This is a genomic window from Dietzia sp. oral taxon 368 (assembly GCF_002999155.1).
Lineage (GTDB): Bacteria > Actinomycetota > Actinomycetes > Mycobacteriales > Mycobacteriaceae > Dietzia > Dietzia cinnamea.
This window is the reverse complement of the sequence record NZ_CP027238.1, coordinates 3,213,275-3,232,719: the sequence shown is the minus strand read 5'-3', so window position 1 is coordinate 3,232,719 and position 19,445 is coordinate 3,213,275. Positions and strand designations below refer to the sequence as shown.

The 19,445-nt window shown below is 72.7% G+C and carries 20 protein-coding genes; all 20 read left to right on the top strand.

Annotated elements, in window-relative coordinates; all coding sequences use genetic code 11:
- Window positions 1–13: 13 nt before the first annotated feature.
- On the top strand, window positions 14–601 hold the full coding sequence (rsmD, locus tag C3V38_RS15135) for a 16S rRNA (guanine(966)-N(2))-methyltransferase RsmD (RefSeq protein WP_106386202.1): 588 nt from the start codon (window positions 14–16) through the stop codon (window positions 599–601).
- The gene (gene coaD / locus C3V38_RS15130; RefSeq protein WP_070719736.1) at window positions 598–1,071 is read left to right on the top strand and encodes a pantetheine-phosphate adenylyltransferase; all 474 of its coding nucleotides are present in this window, start codon (window positions 598–600) and stop codon (window positions 1,069–1,071) included. The genes rsmD and coaD overlap by 4 nt, the downstream gene beginning before the upstream one ends.
- Before the next feature lie 131 nt (window positions 1,072–1,202).
- Window positions 1,203–1,994, top strand: coding sequence for a DivIVA domain-containing protein (locus C3V38_RS15125; RefSeq protein ID WP_043566353.1), 792 nt, complete (start codon window positions 1,203–1,205; stop codon window positions 1,992–1,994).
- 23 nt (window positions 1,995–2,017) lie between these two features.
- Complete coding sequence (locus C3V38_RS15120) at window positions 2,018–2,617, top strand: DUF177 domain-containing protein (RefSeq protein WP_106386201.1); 600 nt, start codon at window positions 2,018–2,020, stop codon at window positions 2,615–2,617.
- The gene (rnc, locus tag C3V38_RS15115; protein WP_063973486.1) at window positions 2,614–3,327 is read left to right on the top strand and encodes a ribonuclease III; all 714 of its coding nucleotides are present in this window, start codon (window positions 2,614–2,616) and stop codon (window positions 3,325–3,327) included. The genes C3V38_RS15120 and rnc overlap by 4 nt, the downstream gene beginning before the upstream one ends.
- 1 nt (window position 3,328) lies before the next feature.
- A complete protein-coding gene (gene mutM, locus C3V38_RS15110; RefSeq protein ID WP_070719744.1) occupies window positions 3,329–4,240 on the top strand; it encodes a bifunctional DNA-formamidopyrimidine glycosylase/DNA-(apurinic or apyrimidinic site) lyase in 912 nt (303 codons plus the stop codon).
- Between the two features lie 4 nt (window positions 4,241–4,244).
- Window positions 4,245–4,736 (top strand): OsmC family protein, encoded by a 492-nt coding sequence (locus tag C3V38_RS15105; protein WP_174705790.1) that lies wholly within the window; start codon window positions 4,245–4,247, stop codon window positions 4,734–4,736.
- Window positions 4,733–5,023, top strand: coding sequence for an acylphosphatase (locus C3V38_RS15100; RefSeq protein ID WP_106386200.1), 291 nt, complete (start codon window positions 4,733–4,735; stop codon window positions 5,021–5,023). Before C3V38_RS15105 ends, C3V38_RS15100 begins: the two co-directional genes overlap by 4 nt.
- Before the next feature lie 16 nt (window positions 5,024–5,039).
- Complete coding sequence (gene smc, locus C3V38_RS15095; RefSeq protein WP_106386199.1) at window positions 5,040–8,606, top strand: chromosome segregation protein SMC; 3,567 nt, start codon at window positions 5,040–5,042, stop codon at window positions 8,604–8,606.
- A 46-nt stretch (window positions 8,607–8,652) separates the two neighbouring features.
- Complete coding sequence (locus tag C3V38_RS15090) at window positions 8,653–8,889, top strand: hypothetical protein (protein ID WP_106386198.1); 237 nt, start codon at window positions 8,653–8,655, stop codon at window positions 8,887–8,889.
- Window positions 8,890–9,010: 121 nt separating this feature from the next.
- Complete coding sequence (gene ftsY, locus C3V38_RS15085) at window positions 9,011–10,492, top strand: signal recognition particle-docking protein FtsY (protein WP_106386197.1); 1,482 nt, start codon at window positions 9,011–9,013, stop codon at window positions 10,490–10,492.
- Between the two features lie 237 nt (window positions 10,493–10,729).
- Complete coding sequence (locus tag C3V38_RS15080; protein WP_050797242.1) at window positions 10,730–12,025, top strand: ammonium transporter; 1,296 nt, start codon at window positions 10,730–10,732, stop codon at window positions 12,023–12,025.
- Between the two features lie 27 nt (window positions 12,026–12,052).
- Entirely contained in the window at window positions 12,053–12,391 is a 339-nt protein-coding gene (locus tag C3V38_RS15075; RefSeq protein ID WP_007632886.1) for a P-II family nitrogen regulator, read from the top strand.
- Window positions 12,392–12,580: 189 nt separating this feature from the next.
- On the top strand, window positions 12,581–14,956 hold the full coding sequence (locus C3V38_RS15070) for a [protein-PII] uridylyltransferase (RefSeq protein ID WP_106386196.1): 2,376 nt from the start codon (window positions 12,581–12,583) through the stop codon (window positions 14,954–14,956).
- 64 nt (window positions 14,957–15,020) lie between these two features.
- On the top strand, window positions 15,021–16,592 hold the full coding sequence (gene ffh, locus C3V38_RS15065; protein ID WP_106386195.1) for a signal recognition particle protein: 1,572 nt from the start codon (window positions 15,021–15,023) through the stop codon (window positions 16,590–16,592).
- 198 nt (window positions 16,593–16,790) lie between these two features.
- On the top strand, window positions 16,791–17,288 hold the full coding sequence (rpsP, locus tag C3V38_RS15060) for a 30S ribosomal protein S16 (RefSeq protein ID WP_106386194.1): 498 nt from the start codon (window positions 16,791–16,793) through the stop codon (window positions 17,286–17,288).
- 5 nt (window positions 17,289–17,293) lie between these two features.
- Window positions 17,294–17,536, top strand: a complete 243-nt coding sequence (locus C3V38_RS15055) for an RNA-binding protein (RefSeq protein WP_007632879.1) — start codon at window positions 17,294–17,296, stop codon at window positions 17,534–17,536.
- Between the two features lie 42 nt (window positions 17,537–17,578).
- A complete protein-coding gene (gene rimM / locus C3V38_RS15050; RefSeq protein WP_106386193.1) occupies window positions 17,579–18,112 on the top strand; it encodes a ribosome maturation factor RimM in 534 nt (177 codons plus the stop codon).
- Between the two features lie 35 nt (window positions 18,113–18,147).
- Entirely contained in the window at window positions 18,148–18,939 is a 792-nt protein-coding gene (trmD, locus tag C3V38_RS15045) for a tRNA (guanosine(37)-N1)-methyltransferase TrmD (RefSeq protein WP_106386522.1), read from the top strand.
- A 161-nt stretch (window positions 18,940–19,100) separates the two neighbouring features.
- Entirely contained in the window at window positions 19,101–19,442 is a 342-nt protein-coding gene (gene rplS / locus C3V38_RS15040) for a 50S ribosomal protein L19 (protein ID WP_007632870.1), read from the top strand.
- Window positions 19,443–19,445 lie beyond the last annotated feature (3 nt).

The window sequence follows — 19,445 nt, the reverse complement described above, 5'->3', positions numbered from 1 at the left end:
GACGGGAAACCGAATGACCCGCATCATCTCCGGCCGCCTGCGCGGGCTGTCGATCGCCGTGCCGCCGGCCGGGACACGGCCCACCACCGACCGGGTCCGCGAGGCGCTGTTCAGCGCCATCGAGAGCCGGGTGGACCTCGACGGCGCCGCCGTCCTCGACCTGTTCGCCGGCTCCGGGGCGCTCGGGCTCGAGGCCCTGTCCCGGGGTGCCGACACCGCGTGGTTCGTCGAGGAGAACCACCGGGCGGTGGCCTGTCTGAAGAAGAACACCGCAGGGGCCTCGTCGTCGTCCCCCTCCCTGCGCACCACCGTCAGACGGGCGGCCCTCCCGGCGGCCCTCGAGGGCGGTTGCCCCGTGCCCGGCGGGTTCCACCTGGTCCTGGCCGACCCGCCGTACGAGCGCTCGGCCGTGCTCGACGAGTCGGTCCTGGGCGCGCTGCTCGAGGGGGGCTGGCTCGCCGAGGACGCCCTCGTCGTGTGGGAGCGCTCGAAGCGCGACCCCGCCGTGCGCTGGCCCGCCGGCTACGACGTGATCTTCGAGCGCACGTACGGGGAGACCACGATCGAGATGGCCAGGCCTGTTGATACGGTCGCCCCATGACGACCGTCGTGTGCCCAGGCTCTTTCGACCCGGTGACCCTCGGGCACCTCGACATCATCCGCCGCGCCGCGGAGCTGTTCGACGACGTGATCGTGTGCGTGGTCGCCAACCCCAACAAGCAGGGCACCTTCACGATCGACGAGCGCAAGGCGCTCATCGACGAGGTGTGCGCGGACATGCCCGGCGTGCGGGTGGACAGCTTCTACGGGCTGCTCGTGGACTACTGCCGCGACCAGGGGGCGACGGCCGTCATCAAGGGCCTGCGCGACTCCACCGACTACGACTACGAGCTGCCGATGGCCCACATGAACCGGTCCATCGCGGGCGTCGACACCGTCTTCCTGCCGACGCGTGCCGACCTGGCGTTCGTGTCGTCGTCGCTGTGCCGCGAGGTCACCCGGCTCGGCGGCGACGTCTCGCACCTGCTGCCGGAGCCGGTCGCCGTCGCGCTGCGAGAGCGTCTGGGCTGAACCGTCGCGCTGCGGGAACGCCCCGGTCGAAATCGCCCGACCACCGGACACACCGTCTCCGCACCGGCCCGCCGCCGTGTGTTGCGGGCACACTGATGGGACGAATGTGACGATCCGGTGAAGGGACGAGCGTGTACCGAGTGTTCCAGGCCCTCGACGAGCTGAACGCGATGATCGAGGACGCCCGCAGTCTGCCCATGACCGCGAACTGCGTGGTGCCCCGGCACGAGTCCCTGCTGTTGCTCGACGACATCCGCGACTCCTTCCCCGGTGAACTCGACGACGCCCAGGACGTGCTCGACCAGCGCGACCGGGTGCTCGCGGAGGCCGACGCCACCGCCCGCGAGACCATCGCCGCCGCGGACGCCGAGGCGGACCGGACCCTGCGCGACGCCCGCGAGGACGCCGACGCGATGCTCGCCGACGCCAAGTCCCGCGCCGACCGCATGGTCGCCGAGGCCACCGCGCACGCCGACGGGCTCGTCGGCGACGCCCGTGCCGAGGCCGCCGAGCTGCTGGACCGGTCCCGCCGGGACGCCGAGTCCACCACCACCCGCGCCCGCGCCGAGGCCGACCGGCTGGTCGAGCAGGCCAACATCCTCTACGACCGCACGATCACCGAGGCCCGCCAGGAGCAGCAGCGCATGCTGTCCGAGTCCGAGGTCGTGCGGATCGCCGACGAGGAGGCCGCCCGCGTGCGCGACGCCGCCCACGCCGAGAGCGAGCGCCGGCGCGAGGAGTGCGACGCCTACATCGACGAGAAGATGGCCCGCTTCGAGGAGTTCCTCGGGGCGACGCTGCGCACCGTCGCCCGCGGCCGCGAGGAACTGCACGGTGTCGCGCCCACCGCGCGGCGCGATCCGGCCGCGCGCAGGGGCACCCGTGACGACGAGCGCTTCGGCGACGGGTACGGGGACTACTGAGCCAGGCGGGTAGTCTGCTGGGCGTGTCCACCACCTCCCGCACCCCCCGCCACGGCCGCCCGGCCGCCGATTCGCTCGTCCTCGACACCCGCGTGCTGTCCCGCACACCCGGCGCGATGGAGCCGGTGCGGCGCGCCGCCGTGCTGCCCTCCGACATCGGCGTCGAGCTCATCCGGATCCCGAGCGGGTCGCAGGTCGAGCTGGACCTCATGATGACGTTCGTCGACGAGGGCGTGCTGGTCACCGGGTCGGTCAGCGGCCGGGCCGACGTCGAGTGCGCGCGCTGCCTCGGTGAGTTCACCACCGACGTCGCCGTCGAGTTGACCGAGATGTACGCGACCCCCGGGACCGCCGCGGCCGACGGCGCCGAGGAGGACGAGGTGCGCCTGCTCGACGGCGAGCTGATCGATCTCGAACCAGCTCTCGTCGACGCGTTCGGGCTCGAGTTCCCCATGTCGCCCACGTGCACCGACTACGGACACGACGAGTGCGTGAACCCCGAGACGCCCGCCCCGGACGGGGTCTCCGGCGAGGAGACCGGCCGCATCGACCCGCGCTGGGCCGGACTGGCGGAGAAGTTCGGCATGACCGACCCGGCCGACACCGACGGGGACCGCGCGTGACCGACCAGCCCTCCGCGCTGGACGCCGTCCTGGGCGTGGCCCTGCCCGCCGGCCTGGCGACCCAGGCGCTGACCCACCGCTCCTACGCCTACGAGCACGGGGGGCTGCCACACAACGAGCGCCTCGAGTTCCTCGGCGACGCCGTGCTGGAGCTCGTCGTGACGGAGTACCTCTACAACGCGTACCCGGATCGCCCCGAGGGCGACCTGGCCAAGATCCGCGCGAGCCTGGTCAACACCTACGTCCTGGCCGACATCGCCCGCGAGCTCGGCGACGGCGGACTGGGCCGGCACCTGCGGCTCGGCCGCGGGGAGGAGCTCACCGGCGGTCGGGACAAGCACTCGATCCTCGCCGACACCCTCGAGGCGGTGTTCGGGTCGGTCTACCTCACCCACGGCCTCGAGACGGCCCGCGGCCTGATCGAGAAGATCATCGGCGACCGCCTGACGGTCGTGCCCCATCTGGGCGCGGCGTTGGACTGGAAGACCAGTCTGCAGGAGAAGTGCGCGTCGCTCGGCCGGCCCAAGGCGCGGTACGAGATCACCTCGACGGGACCGGATCACGACAAGACCTTCTCCGCCGTGGTGTTCGTCGGCGACGACGCGCTCGGCGAGGGCACCGGCCGCACCAAGAAGGAGGCCGAGCAGAAGGCCGCCGAGCAGGCCTGGGCGGCCCTGGACGGGACCACGGCGGACCGGACCGCCGGCTGACGTGCCCGAACTTCCCGAGGTCGAGGTCGTCCGCCGGGGACTGGCCGATCACGTCGTGGGCCGCACGCTCGTCTCCGTCGAGGTCACCGGGGCGCGCACGGCCCGTCGCCAGCCCGGGGGCGCGGCCGAGATCGTCGCGCGGCTGACCGGGCGTACCGTCAGCGGGGCGCGGCGGCGCGGCAAGTACCTGTGGCTCACCCTCGACGGCGACGACGCGGCCGGTGCGGACTGCCTCCTGGTCCACCTGGGCATGAGCGGTCAGATGCTCGTCACGGGTGCCGGCGCACCGCCGGTGCGCCACCTGCACGCCCGGGCCGTCCTCGACGACGGCAACGAGCTCCGGTTCGTCGACCAGCGCACGTTCGGCGGGTGGACGGTCGTGCCGCTGGCCGGGGCCCGCGACGGCAGCGGGGTGCTGCTGCCCGCGCCGGCCGCGCACATCGCCGCGGACCCGTTCGAGTCCGGGTTCGACCCCGTCGCCGCCGCCCGGGTCATCCGACGCCGCGACACCGAGATCAAGCGGCTCCTGCTGGACCAGACCGTCGTGTCCGGCATCGGCAACATCTACGCAGACGAGGCGCTGTGGCGCTCCGGCCTGCACGGTCGGCGACGTTCGGGCGCGATCACCCTGCGCGCCGTCACGGGAGTGCTCGAGCACGCCCGCGACGTGATGGCCGACGCCCTCGACGCCGGTGGCACCTCCTTCGACGCGCTGTACGTCAACGTCAACGGCGCGTCCGGCTACTTCGACCGGTCGCTCGACGTCTACGGCCGCGCGGGCCTGCCGTGCAGCCGCTGCGGGACCGCCGTCGTGCGCGAGGACTTCATGAACCGGGGCTCGCACTTCTGCCCCGTGTGCCAGCCCGCGCCCCGCCGCCGGAGCGGGGCGCGCCGGCGCCCGGTCGTACGATGACCGCATGACCCAGACGCCTCAGCCCGCACCGCAGGATCCCGCACCCGCCGCCGGGGACGCCCCCACCCCGGGCACCGGCCCGGAGCTCCGGGTCGACCGGATCGGCACCCGGCGCTACGTGGGCACCTCCTCGCGCGGGGCACGGGTCGAGATCGGGTCGGCCGATGTCGAGGGGGTGTTCACCCCGGGCGAGCTGCTCAAGATCGCTCTCGGTGCGTGCACGGCCATGGCGTCGGACTTCACCGTCTCCCGCCGGCTCGGTGACGACTACGCCGCAACGGTCCGCGTCTCCGGCGACGCCGACCGCGAGAACGAGCGCTACCCGCGCCTCGAGGAGACCTACGAGCTCGACCTGTCGGGCCTGGACCCGGCGATGGCCGACCGCGTGCTCGACATGATCCGCCGTTCGGTCGACGCCACGTGCACCGTCGGCCGGACGATCACCGCGGGTACCGAGGTCGCGCTGCACTTCGAGACCGGGCGCGATCCCGAGTGAGCGCCCCGGGACGGGACCCGGTCCGCCTGGTCGCGTGGGTGCACGGCCACGTCCAGCGGGTGGGCTTCCGCTGGTGGACGCGCAGCCGCGCCCTCGAACTGGGCCTGAGCGGGTACGCGGCCAACAAGCCGGACGGCCGCGTCCACGTGGTGGCCGAGGGCGACGAGGCCGCGTGCTCCAGCCTGCTCGAACTCCTCCGCGGTGGCGACACCCCCGGACGCGTGGACCTCGTCGTCGACACCTACGAACCGGCGCGAGGCGGACTGACGGGATTCGTCGAACGCTGACCTAGGATCGACTCCCGTGTATCTCAAGTCGTTGACGCTCAAGGGCTTCAAGTCCTTCGCGGCGCCGACGACCCTGAAGTTCGAGCCCGGCATCTGCTGCGTCGTCGGCCCCAACGGCTCGGGCAAGTCCAACGTCGTGGACGCGCTGACGTGGGTCATGGGTGAGCACAGCGCCAAGACCCTGCGCGGCGGGAAGATGCAGGACGTCATCTTCGCCGGTACCGCCGGTAAGCAGCCGCTCGGCCGCGCCGAGGTCACGCTCACCCTGGACAACTCCGACGGCGCCCTGCCGATCGACTACGCCGAGGTCTCCCTGACCCGCCGGATGTTCCGCGACGGCGCCGCGGAGTACGAGATCAACGGCGACCGGACCCGCCTCATGGACGTGCAGGAACTGCTGTCGGACTCCGGCATCGGCCGCGAGATGCACGTGATCGTCGGCCAGGGCAAGCTCGCCGAGATCCTCGAGTCCAAACCCGAGGAGCGACGCGCGTTCATCGAGGAGGCCGCCGGTATCCTCAAGCACCGCCGCCGCAAGGAGAAGGCGCAGCGCAAACTCGCCGGGATGCAGGGCAACCTCGACCGGCTCACCGACCTCACCACCGAACTGCGACGCCAGCTCAAGCCGCTGGGGCGGCAGGCGGAGGTGGCGCGGCGGGCGCAGACGATCCAGGCCGACCTGCGCGACGCGACGTTCCGGCTGGCCGCCGACGACCTCGTCACCCGCCGGCGCGAGCTCGCCGACGCGGAGAGCGTGCGCGCCCGCCTGGCCGACCGGGTCGCCGAGGCGGTCGACCGCCGGGACGAGCTGGCCCGCGCCGCGGCGGAGACCCAGGCCGAGCTCGACAGGCTCACCCCCGAGGCCGACGCCGCCCAGCAGCGGTGGTTCGCCCTGTCGACCCTGGCCGAGCGGGCCCGCGCGACCGCCCGAATCGCGTCCGACCGCGCCCGTTCGCTCGCGGCCGAGGTCGCGGTCCATCACGGCACGGATCCCGACGAGCTCGACCGGCAGGCCGAGCGCGCCGCAGCGCACGAGCAGGACCTCGCGGGCCAGGTGGAGGCCGCCGCCGACCGGGCCCGCCGCGCGACGGAGGCGCTGGGCGCGGCCGAGGCGGCCCTGGCCGAGCTCGAGGCCGAGCACCTTCGGGCGGTCCGTGCGATCGCCGACCGGCGGGAGGGCGTCGCGCGCCTCGCCGGCAAGGTCGAGACGCTCGCCGCGCGCGTGGAGTCGACCGAGGCGGAGATCGCGCGGCTGGACGCCGAGGCAGCCGCCGCCCGCGCCGCCGTGGCCGACGCCGAGGCCGAGTTCGACGCCGTGCACGCCCGGATCGGCGCCCACTCCGAGAGCGAGCGCACCCTCGACGAGCACCTCGGCCGCGCGGAGCGCGCCCACCTGGCCGCCCGGGCGCGACTGGCCGAGCTGCAGCGCCTCGAGCGGGAGGCCGATCAGCGGATCGCGCGGTTGGCCGCGCGCATCGAGACCCTCGAACAGAACAAGGGCGCCGGTGACGGCGCCGACTGGGTCGTGCGGCACCTCGGCGCGGACGCCGTGGCGGGCACGGTGGGGGAGTCGCTCGGCGTGCGCGACGGCTGGGAGCGCGCGATCGGTGTGGCGCTCGGCCCCGCCGTCGACGCGGTGGTCGTGGACGCCCGCGTGGACCGTGGGGAGGTGCTCGCCGCGTTGCGCGAGGCCGACGCCGGTCGGGCGGGGCTTGTGGGCCGCGGCGTGCCCGGCGGGGACTACCGGCTCGAGGTGGACCTCGTCGACGGCGCCCGGTGGGCCTTGGACGTGGTGGACGTGCCCGAGGACCTGGTCGCCGCTGTGACCGCCCTGTTGGTGGACGTGGTTGTCGTCGACGACCTGGCCGCCGCCCACGCGCAGGTCGACGCGGACCGGCGCGTGCGCGCGGTGACCCGGGGCGGGGAGCTCGCCGGCGCTGGGTGGACCGTGGGTGGCTCGGCGTCCGGGCGCACGGGTCTGGAGATCCAGTCCGCGATCGACGCCGCGGTCGCCGAACGTGACTCGGTCCGTGCCGAGATCGAGACGACGCGCGCCGAGCTGGCCGGTGCCGAGGCGGAGGACGCCGAGCGCGCCGACCGCTACTCGGAGACCCTCGCCGCGATCGGGGAGTCCGACGCCGCGATCGAGGAGATCTACGCCGAGCTCGCCCGCATCGGACAGCGGAGGCGTCGCGCCGAGGCGGACGTGCGCCGCCTCGAGCAGTCGCGGCGCATCGCCGTGGACAAGCTCGACGCCGCGCGCGCCGAGCACGCCGAGCTGTCCGACCGGCTCGTCCGGGCGGGTGACGACGACGACGAGGTCAGGCCGCCCGAGGACGACGGCCGGGTCGCGGCGCAGGCGGAGGTGGCGGCAGCCCGGGCCGCCGAACTGGAGGCGAGGCTCGCGCACCGCTCCGCCGAGGAGCGGGCCGCCGGCGTCCGCGGGAAGGCGGCGTCCCTGCGGCGGGCCGCCCAGGCCGAGCGCGAGTCCCGTGCCCGCGCGGCCCGGGCGGCGGCCGAGCGCCGACGGGGCGCCGAGGTCGCCGGCGTCGTGGAGGAGCTCGGCGCGCGGCTGCTGGCCCGCCTCGACGAGCTCATCACGGCCGCCTCGGCAGAACGCGACCGGCTGGCGGCCGCGCGCGCGGAGGCGAGTGCCCGGGCCACCGCCCTGCGAGGTGACCTCACAGCGGCGGAGTCGGAGGTCTCACGCCTGGGGGACGCCGCCCACCGCGACGAGATCGTCCGCGCCCAGCTCGAGGTCAAGGTCTCGGAGCTCGAGGCGGCGGTGCTCGAGCGTCACGGGATCGAGCCGGAGGCGCTGGTCGCCGAGTACGGGCCCGACGTCGATCTGCCGCCGTCCGCGCTGGAGATGTCGGAGTACGAGGCGGCCCGCGAGCGCGGCGAGGACGTCACCCCGCCGCCGCCCATGCCGTTCGTGCGGTCCGAGCAGGAGCGGCGCCTCAGGCGGGCCGAGAAGGACCTGGCCACGCTCGGCAAGGTCAACCCGCTCGCGTTGGAGGAGTTCGCCGCGCTCGAGGAGCGCTACGCGTTCCTGTCGGCCCAGCTCGACGACGTCAAGAAGGCCCGCGCGGACCTCGAGGGCGTGATCGACGACGTCGACGACCGGATCGAGCAGATCTTCACCGAGGCGTGGATCGACGTCGAACGTGAGTTCCGCGACGTCTTCTCGGTGCTGTTCCCGGGCGGCGAGGGCCGGCTGGTGCTCACCGAGCCCGACGACATGCTCGCCACCGGCATCGAGGTGGAGGCGCGGCCGCCCGGGAAGAAGGTCAAGCGGCTCTCGCTGCTGTCCGGCGGCGAGAAGTCGCTGACGGCGGTGGCGATGCTGGTGGCGATCTTCAAGGCCCGACCCAGCCCCTTCTATGTGATGGACGAGGTCGAGGCCGCGCTCGACGACACCAACCTGCGGCGGCTCATCGGGCTGTTCGAGCAGCTGCGGGAGACCAGCCAGCTCATCGTGATCACCCACCAGAAGCCGACCATGGACGTCGCCGACGTGCTCTACGGCGTCTCCATGCAGGGCGACGGGATCTCCAAAGTCATCTCGCAACGCATGCGCTGACCGGGGCGTCAGGCCCCCGCTCCGCCGGACGCGACCCGCGGCCGGTGTGGACGAGCAGAAGATCCGCGACTACGAGCGAGGGATCGGTGAACTCGACGACACCGAGGTGCAGGCCTTCACCGTGCAGGCCCTCACCGACGCCCTCGAGTACTTCGGTGCCCGGTTCGTCCCCGAGAGCGACCGCGGGGGCGTGGGCGTGCGACGCAAGTTCTCCCGCACCAAGGTCAGGATGATCGACCGATGGGAGAGCGAGGGCGGCCCGGTCGCGGAGGACGACGTCTGACGCGAGGAGAGGGCGCCGGGCCTTGTCGGGTCCGGCGCCCTCTCGTCCCCGGGGGCACCGGGCGGGCGCGGGACCCCGGGGGCCGCCATGGTGACGGACGCCCTCGGCCATACTGGGCACCGTGACTACCACCACCTGGATCATCATCGCCGTCGCCGCGGTGCTGCTGCTGGCCGTCATCGCTCTGGTCGTGGGCCTGCAGCTGCGCAAGAAGCGGCAGATCTCCCTGACCAAGGCCGAGGAACGCAAGGAGCTCACCCGCGAGGAGCGGTCCGGCAACTACCAGGCCGGGACGGGGTTCTCCTTCGCGCAGGGCGGCGGAGTGGCCGCGCCCGCCAAGGAGCCGATCCCGAGGGAGGAGCCCCGTTCCGCTGCCGCGCCGCCCGCCGCGTCACCCGCGACGCAGACCGACGCACGGCCGGACGCCCCTGCCGCACCGGAGACCCCGACGCCGTCCGAGCCGTCGCCCGCGCCCGGGCGCGACGTCGATGCCGGACCCGAGATCCCTGTCGTCGAGCCGGATGTCGAACCCGGTCCGAGCGCGGACACCGAGGTCGTCGAGCCCGCCCCGGTCGAGCCGGTGGTCGTGCCGCCCGAGGTACCCTCCGACGAGATCCCGGCGCCCACCACCGAGGTCATCACCGGGACCCCCGAGCCGGTCGCACCGGTCGAGCGCATCGATCCGGCCACCGGCCGACTCGACCGCCTCCGGGGCCGGCTCGCCCGCTCGCAGAACACCGTGGGCCAGGGGCTCCTCGGCCTCCTCGGCGCGGGCGACCTCGACGAGGACGCCTGGGAGGAGATCGAGGACACCCTCATCATGGCCGACCTCGGGGCCACCACGACCCAGCGCGTGGTGGACCGGCTGCGGGAGGAGATCGCGACCCGCCAGGTCCGCACCGAGGCCGAGGTGCGGGACCTGCTCCGGCAGACCCTCATCGACAACCTCCACCCCGAGTACGACCGATCGCTCCGTGCGCTGCCGAACGACGGGACGCCGGCCGTCCTCCTCGTCGTCGGCGTCAACGGCACCGGCAAGACCACCACGACCGGCAAGCTCGCCCGCGTCCTCGTGGCCGACGGCCGCGCCATCCTGCTCGGCGCCGCGGACACGTTCCGCGCCGCCGCGGCGGACCAGCTCCAGACCTGGGCGGAGCGCGTCGGCGCCGAGGTCGTGCGCGGCAAGGAGGGCGCCGATCCCGCCTCGGTCGCCTTCGACGCGGTGAGGCGTGGCGTCGAGACCGGCGTGGACGCCGTGCTCGTCGACACCGCGGGCCGCCTCCACACCAAGGCCGGCCTCATGGACGAGCTCGGCAAGGTCAAGCGGGTCGTCGAGAAGAAGACCCCCGTCGACGAGGTGCTGCTCGTGATCGACGCGACCACCGGGCAGAACGGCCTCATGCAGGCCCGCGTGTTCAAGGAGGTCGTCGACATCACGGGCGTCGTCCTGACCAAGCTCGACGGCACCGCCAAGGGCGGGATCGTCTTCCAGGTCCAGCACGAGCTCGGCGTGCCGGTGAAGCTCGTCGGACTGGGGGAGGGCGCCGACGACCTGGCGCCGTTCACCCCCGAGGCGTTCGTGGACGCCCTGCTCGGGACGTAGGCCCGGGGCGGCGGGCCGCGATACACAACCGGAACCGGGGCCCGCCGCGTGTAACCGTCAGGAAACACACGCGGACATCCACCGCAACACGGCAGCGGAAACCTCTACAGGCGACCGGGGAGCGAGAAGACGCTCACCACGCGATGAAACGAGGAGGACCGCACCGTGATAGGTGACAGTGTCGCGTTGCTCGCCCAGGAGGCGACGCCGGAGTTCGATACGGGAGACACGGCCTGGATGCTCATGGCGGCATCCCTGGTCCTGCTCATGACGCCAGCCCTGGCGCTCTTCTACGGCGGCATGTCCCGGCAGAAGTCGGTACTCAACATGATGATGATGTCGTTCGGCACCATGGGGCTGGTCGGCGTCGTCTACCTGCTGTGGGGCTGGTCGATGTCCTACGGCAGCCAGTCCGTGGCCGGACTGTTCGCCAACCCCTTCGAGATGTTCGGACTGTCCGGGGTGATCGGGGACGCGAGCGGCTGGATGATGTCCGGCTCGGGCGCCTACCCGGCGGTCGTCGACGTCGCCTTCCAGGTGACGTTCGCGATCATCACCGTGGCGCTCATCTCCGGGGCGATCGCCGAGCGCGTCCGGTTCGGCACCTGGCTCGCGTTCGCCGGGGTGTGGGTCACCCTCGCGTACTTCCCGCTCGCCCACATGGTGTGGGGCGGGGGACTGCTCTCCCACTCCGACAGTGGTCTGGCCGCCATGATCTTCGGGACGGTCGACGACGGCGAGGGCGGTCTGACCGCCGCCGTGGGCCCCGTCGACTTCGCCGGTGGAACCGTCGTGCACATCAACGCCGGCATGGCCGCCCTGGTGCTCGTCCTGCTCATCGGCAAGCGGCTCGACTTCGGTCGCACCGCCTTCCGCCCGCACAGCCTGCCCCTGGTCATGCTCGGCGCCGCACTGCTGTGGTTCGGCTGGTTCGGGTTCAACGCCGGCTCCGCTTTCGGTGCCAACGGCACGGCCGGCCTGGCCTGGGTCAACACCACCGCCGCCACCGCCGCCGCGATGCTGGGCTGGCTCCTGGCCGAGCGTATCCGCGACGGGCACGCCACCAGCCTCGGCGCGGCCTCCGGCGTCGTCGCCGGACTGGTCGCCATCACCCCCGCCGCGGGGTCGGTCCACCCGCTCGGTGCCATCGCCCTCGGCGCGATCGCGGGTGTGCTGTCCGCCCTCGCCGTGGGGCTCAAGCACCGCTTCGGCTACGACGACGCGCTCGACGTGGTGGGCGTCCACCTGGTCGCCGGCCTGTGGGGCACGATCGCGATCGGGCTGTTCGCCACTGGCACCTTCGACACCGCCCCCGGGATCTTCTACTCCGGCGAGGGATGGAAGCTCCTCGTGGTCCAGATCGTGATCGCCGTCGCGGCGCTCGTGTTCACCGCGGTGATGACCGCGATCGCCTGGGCGATCTGCCGCCCCCTCGGGTGGCGGATCGACAAGTCCGACGAGCAGGCCGGCATCGACGGCGCCCAGCACGCGGAGACCGCGTACGAGCCCTCCACCAGCGCGCTCATCCGCTGACCCGACCACCTCGAAAGGAACCACGACATGAAGCTCGTGACCGCGATCGTCAAGCCGTTCACGCTCGACGACGTCAAGGCCGCCCTCGAGCAGGCCGGCATCCACGGACTGACCATCAGCGAGGTCCAGGGCTACGGCCGCCAGAAAGGCCACACCGAGGTCTACCGCGGCGCCGAGTACGCCGTCGACTTCGTCCCGAAGATCCGGGTCGAGGTGGTGGTCGACGACGACACCGCCGGGACGGTCGTGCAGCTGATCGTCGACGCGGCCCGCACCGGCAAGATCGGCGACGGCAAGGTCTGGGTGACCGCCGTCGAGAGCATCGTCCGTGTCCGCACGGGCGAGGAGGGCGTCGACGCCATCTGAGCGGCCCTGCCCGTTCACCCACGCACACCCCGCTTCCGCGCGCGGGTCGTCCCCGACGGGGACGGCCCGCGCGCTCTCGTGCGCGCCTGCTCCGTGCGGGGCCGTTCACAGAAGCGAAACACGCCCGCCCCGGCGGGGTGACACGGGCGCGGGACTCTGGATCCGACGGACGTGGGGAAGGGGAGAGGGATGACGGCGACGGCTGACGGCGAACGTGCCACGGCACTGCGGGCCGGACGCGCACGGATCCTCTCCGCGCGACGCGAGGATCTACCGGCCGCGGCGCTACGGGCCGCCCTCTGCGAGCTCTTCGAGATGGAGTTGGCGAGGCTCGCCGAGGAGGCCGGCGTCGACCCAGGCTCCGGATTCGCCCTCATCGCGTTCGGCGGACTCGGTCGCAGGGAGGTCCTGCCACATTCCGACCTCGACCTGGTGCTCGTGCACGAGCGCCGCACCGACCGCGACGTGAGCGAGCTCGCCGACGCGCTGTGGTACCCGCTATGGGACTCCGGGATCGGCCTCGACCACAGCGTCCGCACGGTCGACCAGTGCCTGGCCGTCGCCGCGGCTGACGTCTCGGTGGGCCTGAGCCTGCTCGACGCGCGGGTGATCGCCGGCGACGCGGATCTCGGTGCTCTGGTCGTCGACGGTGCCCGCCGCCAGTGGCGTGACCAGATCGCCTCCCGCTTCGACGACCTCGTCGCCGCGGCCGCGGCCAGGCGCCATCGCGCCGGCGTCATCGCCCACCGCAGCGAGCCGGATCTCAAGAACGGTGTCGGGGGGCTGCGCGACGCACAGCTCGTCACCGCCCTGGCGCTGGCGCACCTCAGCGACGGCCGGCCGGTGGTGCCCGGGGGGATGGCCGCCGCGCACCGGCTCGTGCTCGACGCCCGCACCGAGCTGCACCGGGTCGCCGGACGAGCCCGCGAGGTGCTACACGCGGAGTACGGCGACGAGGTCGGCCGTGCCCTCGGACTCGGTGACCGGTTCGACCTCGCCCGTGCCCTCAGCGACGCCTCCCGCACGATCGCGTTCACCGCTGACCAGGCGATCCGCGGATCGTGCGCCACCCTGTCGACGCGGGGACTCACCGGGCTGCTGAGGCGGTCCCCGGTCCGCCGGCCGCTGGACGACGGCGTGGTCGAGCACGCGGGCGAGGTGGCGCTGGCCCGTGGCGCGCGCGTCGAGGAGGAGCCCTGGCTACCCCTGCGCGTGGCGGCCGCCGCCGCGCGCTTCTCCCTCCCGGTGGCGGGGTCCACCCTCGGCGTCCTGGCCGAGCGCAGCCCCGCCCCCGACGGCCGCTGGCCCGCGGAGGCGCTGTCCGACCTGCTGGTCCTGCTGGGCTCTGGGGAGGCACAGATCCCCGTTCACGAGGCCCTCGACCGTTGCGGACTGTGGGAACGCCTGCTGCCGGAGTGGTCCGGCGTGCGGGACCTGCCCGCCCGCGAACGCACGCACGTCTACACCGTCGACAGGCACCTCGTGCAGACGGCGGTCGAGGCGTCGCGGCTCACCACCTCGGTCGCGCGGGCCGACCTCCTGCTGCTCGCGGCGCTCCTCCACGACCTCGGCAAGAGCCGCGTGGGCGACCACAGCGAGAACGGCGCGGTGATGATCCGGCCGATCGCCGAGAGGATGGGGTTGAGCGTGCGCGACACCCAGACCCTGGAACGACTGGTCCGACACCACCTCCTCCTCGCGAGGACCGCCGCACGCCGCGACCCCTCCGACCCGGAGACCGCCCAGTTCGTCCTCGACACCCTGGACTGGGACACGGTCGCGCTGGACGTGTTGGCCGCGCTCACCGAGGCCGACTCGATCGCCACCGGACCGACCGTGTGGACGGCGGGACGGGCCGGCGTGCACTCGACGCTCGTCGCGGCGTGCCGAGCCCAGGTGGGACCCCGCCCGGCCGCCGTCGAGGCCCCGACGGTGCGGGCGTCGAGACGGCACGGTCCCCCCGACGTCGTCGTCGACCTCCGCGCCGCGGGCACGGGCACCACACACGAGGTCACCCTCGTGGCCCCCGGCGCCGGACGGTCACTGGCGGTGGCCGCGGAGGTCCTCGCCGCCCACCGACTGGAGATCGTCGACGCGGAGATCGACCTGCGGCCACCCGGGGGGATGCGCGCGAGAATGACGGTATCCACGCGCTTCGGCGACCCGGTGGACGCCCGGGTGCTCCGGCAGGACCTGCGCCGCGCGATCGACGCCGGCCTCCCGGGATCACTGCGCGCGGCCCTCGCTCGCGGCGAGGCCCTGCCCATCGGTCCCCCGCGGGCCAGGTCCTCGGTACTCGTCGGGCACCGCTCCGACGCGGACGGCGTGATGATGGAGGTCCGCGCCGAGGACCGACCGGGGCTGTTCGCCCGCATCGTCTCCGCGATCCTGCAGACGGGCGCCCGGATCGACTGGGTGGTGGTCCGGACCAGGGGCGCGGCGGTCGAGGACGTGTTCGCACTCTCCGGCCCGGGTGCGGTCCTCAGCACGGCCGGTCAGGTCGAGTCGCTGCTGCCGGGACATGAGCCCGCGAAGCCGGTCGTCGCGCGTGCCGATACCCTGTGATCAGTCGTCGCCGACGACGCCGGGACGCGCGCGCTCCCGGGACGCGAACCAGGGAGCTGTTGCCGTGTTCGATTCCTTGTCCGACCGCCTCACAGGGGCGCTCAAGGACCTGCGCGGAAAAGGTCGGCTGAGCGAGGCCGACATCGACGCGACGGCCCGCGAGATCCGGCTCGCGCTGCTCGAGGCGGACGTCGCGCTGCCGGTCGTGCGCGCCTTCATCTCCCGGGTCAAGGAACGGGCCAAGGGCGCCGAAGTCTCGGAGGCGCTCAACCCCGCCCAGCAGGTCGTCAAGATCGTCGACGCCGAGCTCACGGCCATCCTCGGAGGCGAGGCCCGCCGGATCGGGTTCGCCAAGCAACCACCGACGGTGATCATGCTGGCCGGCCTCCAGGGTGCGGGTAAGACCACGCTGGCGGGAAAGCTCGCGTACTGGCTCAAGGGCCAGGGGCACACCCCGCTGTTGGTGGCGTGCGACCTCCAACGCCCGGGCGCGGTCGACCAGCTGCGCATCGTCGGCGAGCGCGCCGGAGTACAGACCTTCGCTCCACACCCCGGCACCTCGGTCGGCGGGGACGGCGCGGAGATCGGCGTCCAGGAGCCGGTGTCCGTGGCGCAGCGCGGGCTGGCCCATGCGCGCGCCAAGATGCACGACGTCGTGATCGTCGACACCGCCGGCCGCCTCGGCATCGACGAGGAGATGATGGCCCAGGCCCGCGGCATCCGCGACGCCGTCCAGCCGCACGAGACCTTCTTCGTCCTGGACGCCATGATCGGTCAGGACGCGGTGGTCACCGCCGAGGCGTTCCGCGAGGGCGTGGGCTTCACGGGCGTCGTGCTCACCAAGCTCGACGGCGACGCGCGCGGCGGCGCGGCGCTGAGCGTCCGCGAGCTCACAGGCACCCCGATCATGTTCGCCTCGGACGGCGAGAAGCTCGAGGACTTCGACGTCTTCCACCCGGAGCGCATGTCGAGCCGGATCCTCGGCATGGGTGACGTCCTGTCGCTCATCGAGCAGGCCGAGACGGTCTTCGACGCCAAGGAGGCCGAGAAGACCGCCGCCAAGATCGGCTCCGGCGAGCTCACGCTCGAGGACTTCCTCGACCAGATGATGATGATCCGCAAGATGGGTCCCATCGGGAACCTGCTCGGCATGCTGCCCGGCGGCAAGGACATGAAGGCCGCCGTCGGCGACATCGATGAGAAGCACCTCGACCGCATCCAGGCGATCATCCGCGGCATGACGCCCGAGGAACGCGCCGACCCCAAGATCATCAACGGCTCCCGGCGTCAACGCATCGCCAATGGCTCGGGTGTCACCGTCACCGACGTCAACCAGCTCGTCGACCGGTTCTTCGAGGCCCGGAAGATGATGAGCCGGATGGCCGGCCAGATGGGGATGCCCGGGGCCGGGCGCAAGAACCAGCGCAAGGGCAAGAAGGGCAAGGGGAAGGGCAAGGGTCGCGGCCCCACGCCGCCGAAGAACCGGGGGATGATGCCGGGGATGCCGCCCGGTGGCATGCCGGGGATGCCGCCCGGGGGCATGCCGGACCTGTCGCAGCTGCCGCCGGGCCTGGACCAGCTCCCGCCCGGCCTCGAGGGCATCGATCTGGACAACCTCAAGTTCCCCAAGCGGTGACCCGACGGCCCGCGTTCACCGATTGGTGCGCGCGGGCCGGGCGTGTCTAGACTGGACCGCTGGACGCCGTCACCGGTGGGTCCCCATGCGGGGGTCCGGGCCGAGCGGCGGTCACCCGGAAGGCGAAACCGGACCCCGCGAGCAGCGCGGGCGTCGCTGAATCGCCATGTGACCCACAACAGGAAGTGAGACGCGCTCATGGCCGTCAAGATCAAGCTCACCCGACTCGGCAAGATCCGCAACCCGCAGTACCGGGTCGTCGTCGCCGACGCCCGTACCCGCCGCGACGGTCGCTCCATCGAGACCATCGGCCTCTACCGCCCGAAGGAGGAGCCGAGCTTCATCCAGATCGACTCCGACCGGGCCCAGTACTGGCTCGGCGTGGGCGCCCAGCCGACCGAGGCCGTCGAGCAGCTGCTCAAGATCACGGGCGACTGGCAGAAGTTCAAGGGCATCGAGGGTGCCGAGGGCACCCTGCGCACCCCGGAGGCCAAGCCCTCCAAGCTGGACCTGTTCAACAAGGCGCTCGAGGAGGCCCAGGGCGAGCCGTCCGCCGAGGCCATCACCACCAAGCGCAAGGCCGACAAGGCGAAGAAGGCCGAAGAGGCCAAGAAGGCCGAGCAGGAGGCCGCCGCGTCGACCGACTCCGCCGAGGGCGAGGCCGCGTCGGCTGACGCCGAGACCGCCGGGGCCTGAGACAGATGAACGACATGGTCGTCGACGCCGTCGACCACCTCGTCCGCGGCATCGTGTCGGATCCCGACGCCGTGTCCGTCCGGTCGAGTGGTGGTCGGCGCGGCACCGTGATCCGGGTGGCGGTCGCGCCCGAGGATCTCGGCCGTGTCATCGGCCGGGGCGGTCGAACCGCGTCCGCCATCCGGACGATCGTCTCCGCCGTCGGGGGAGAGGGCATCCGGGTCGACGTGGTCGACACCGACCGCTGATCCCAGCCCGTACGCACCGACAACCGGAGGACCTGACACACCATGGAGCTCGTCGTGGGCCGCGTCGTCAAATCGCACGGCGTCCGTGGCGAGCTCGTGGTGGAGGTCCGTACCGATTCGCCCGAGGAGCGCTTCGCTCCCGGCGCACGTCTCACCGGCCGGGTCGGCAAGGGGGACCGCGCCACCGACCGTGACGTCACAGTGGAAGCCGCCCGGAACCATTCCGGGCGGCTTCTCGTGCGCCTGGCCGGTGTATCCGATCGCGACACGGCCGACGCGCTACGCGGTATGCTCCTGCTGGTCGACTCCGCCGAGCTCCCCGATCCGGAGGACCCGGACGAGTACCACGATCACCAGCTCGTCGGGCTCAGGGTCCTCGACACCACGGGCGCACCGCTCGGCGAGGTCACCGAGATCGTCCACACCCCAGCCGGTGAGCTCCTCGGGATCCGACTGGCCGACGGTTCCGACGCGCTCGTGCCCTTCGTCACCGAGATGGTCCCCGAGGTGGACGTCCCCGGTGGGACATGCGTCATCGACCCACCGGAGGGACTGCTCGACCTGGGCACGTCGTGACCGGGCCCGCCGCCGAGGAGCCGCCCGGGCCGATCATGCGTCTCGACGTCGTCACCGTCTTCCCCGACTACCTCGCCCCGCTCCGGCTCGCCCTTCTCGGTCGCGCCGTCGACCGGGGCATCGTCGAGGTCGGCGTCCACGATCTGCGCGCCTGGACCCACGACGTGCACAAATCCGTCGACGACACCCCGTTCGGCGGCGGGCCGGGGATGGTGATGCGGCCGACCGTGTGGGGCGACGCGCTCGACGACCTCGTTCCCCCGACCGACACCGGGCCGACGACCGGGCCGGCCGCCTCGGATCCGGACTCCCGGCCGCTGCTGATCGTCCCGACCCCCGCCGGGCGGCCCTTCTCCCAGGCCGACGCCCACCGGTACGCTCGCCGCCGTCGGATCGTGTTCGCGTGCGGCCGCTACGAGGGCATAGATCAGCGCGTGGTCGACGACGCCTCCGAGCGCATGGACGTCGAAGAGGTCAGCATCGGGGACTACGTCCTGATCGGGGGCGAGGTAGCCGTCCTCGTCATCGCGGAGGCCGTGGTACGCCTCCTGCCCGGTGTGCTGGGGAACCGGCGTAGTCACGAGGAGGACTCCTTCTCCGACGGTCTCCTCGAGGGACCGAGCTACACCCGACCCGAGATATGGCGCGACCGCCCGGTGCCCGACGTCCTCAAGAGCGGCGACCACGCGAGAATCGCGCGATGGCGGCGCGACGAGTCCCTGCGGCGGACTGCGGAGAGGCGCCCGGAACTCCTGGGCAGGGCCCCGCTCAGCGCCGCCGACCTGCAGACCCTGGCCGAGCTGGGCTGGGAACCGCCAGAGGGTTGATTTGGGCCACCTCCGGCGGGGATGGCACACTAGCGAGGTTGACCTTTCGGGCGCACGCGCGCCCGGGGACGGTCGCGCCGATCCGGGGCACGAACCGGTCGACCCGCCCGACGGCGGGCGCCAGGGTCCTCTGTCCTCATTCCTGACATGCAAGGAACACAATGAACACTCTCGACTTCATCGACAACAAGTCCCTCCGGGACGACATCCCGGAGTTCCGTGCCGGCGACACTCTCGACGTGCACGTCAAGGTCATCGAGGGCTCCAAGGAGCGCATCCAGGTCTTCAAGGGCGTCGTGATCCGTCGCCAGGGCGGCGGCGTCCGCGAGACCTTCACCGTCCGCAAGGTCTCGTTCGGCGTCGGCGTCGAGCGCACGTTCCCCGTGCACTCGCCCAACATCGATCGCATCGACGTGCTCGTGCGTGGCGACGTCCGCCGCGCCAAGCTCTACTACCTGCGTGAGCTCCGCGGCAAGGCCGCCAAGATCAAGGAGAAGCGCTGAGCG

Bases quoted from the DNA above. Each gene is read 5' to 3' on its own strand.
- C3V38_RS15105 (WP_174705790.1), top strand. From the start codon at position 4,245: ATGACCCAGACGCCTCAGCCCGCACCGCAGGATCCCGCACCCGCCGCC.
- C3V38_RS15070 (WP_106386196.1), top strand. From the start codon at position 12,581: ATGACGGCGACGGCTGACGGCGAACGTGCCACGGCACTGCGGGCCGGA.
- C3V38_RS15075 (WP_007632886.1), top strand. From the start codon at position 12,053: ATGAAGCTCGTGACCGCGATCGTCAAGCCGTTCACGCTCGACGACGTC.
- trmD (WP_106386522.1), top strand. From the start codon at position 18,148: ATGCGTCTCGACGTCGTCACCGTCTTCCCCGACTACCTCGCCCCGCTC.
- C3V38_RS15055 (WP_007632879.1), top strand. From the start codon at position 17,294: ATGAACGACATGGTCGTCGACGCCGTCGACCACCTCGTCCGCGGCATC.
- rsmD (WP_106386202.1), top strand. From the start codon at position 14: ATGACCCGCATCATCTCCGGCCGCCTGCGCGGGCTGTCGATCGCCGTG.
- C3V38_RS15080 (WP_050797242.1), top strand. From the start codon at position 10,730: ATGCTCATGGCGGCATCCCTGGTCCTGCTCATGACGCCAGCCCTGGCG.
- rplS (WP_007632870.1), top strand. From the start codon at position 19,101: ATGAACACTCTCGACTTCATCGACAACAAGTCCCTCCGGGACGACATC.
- rpsP (WP_106386194.1), top strand. From the start codon at position 16,791: ATGGCCGTCAAGATCAAGCTCACCCGACTCGGCAAGATCCGCAACCCG.
- rimM (WP_106386193.1), top strand. From the start codon at position 17,579: ATGGAGCTCGTCGTGGGCCGCGTCGTCAAATCGCACGGCGTCCGTGGC.
- coaD (WP_070719736.1), top strand. From the start codon at position 598: ATGACGACCGTCGTGTGCCCAGGCTCTTTCGACCCGGTGACCCTCGGG.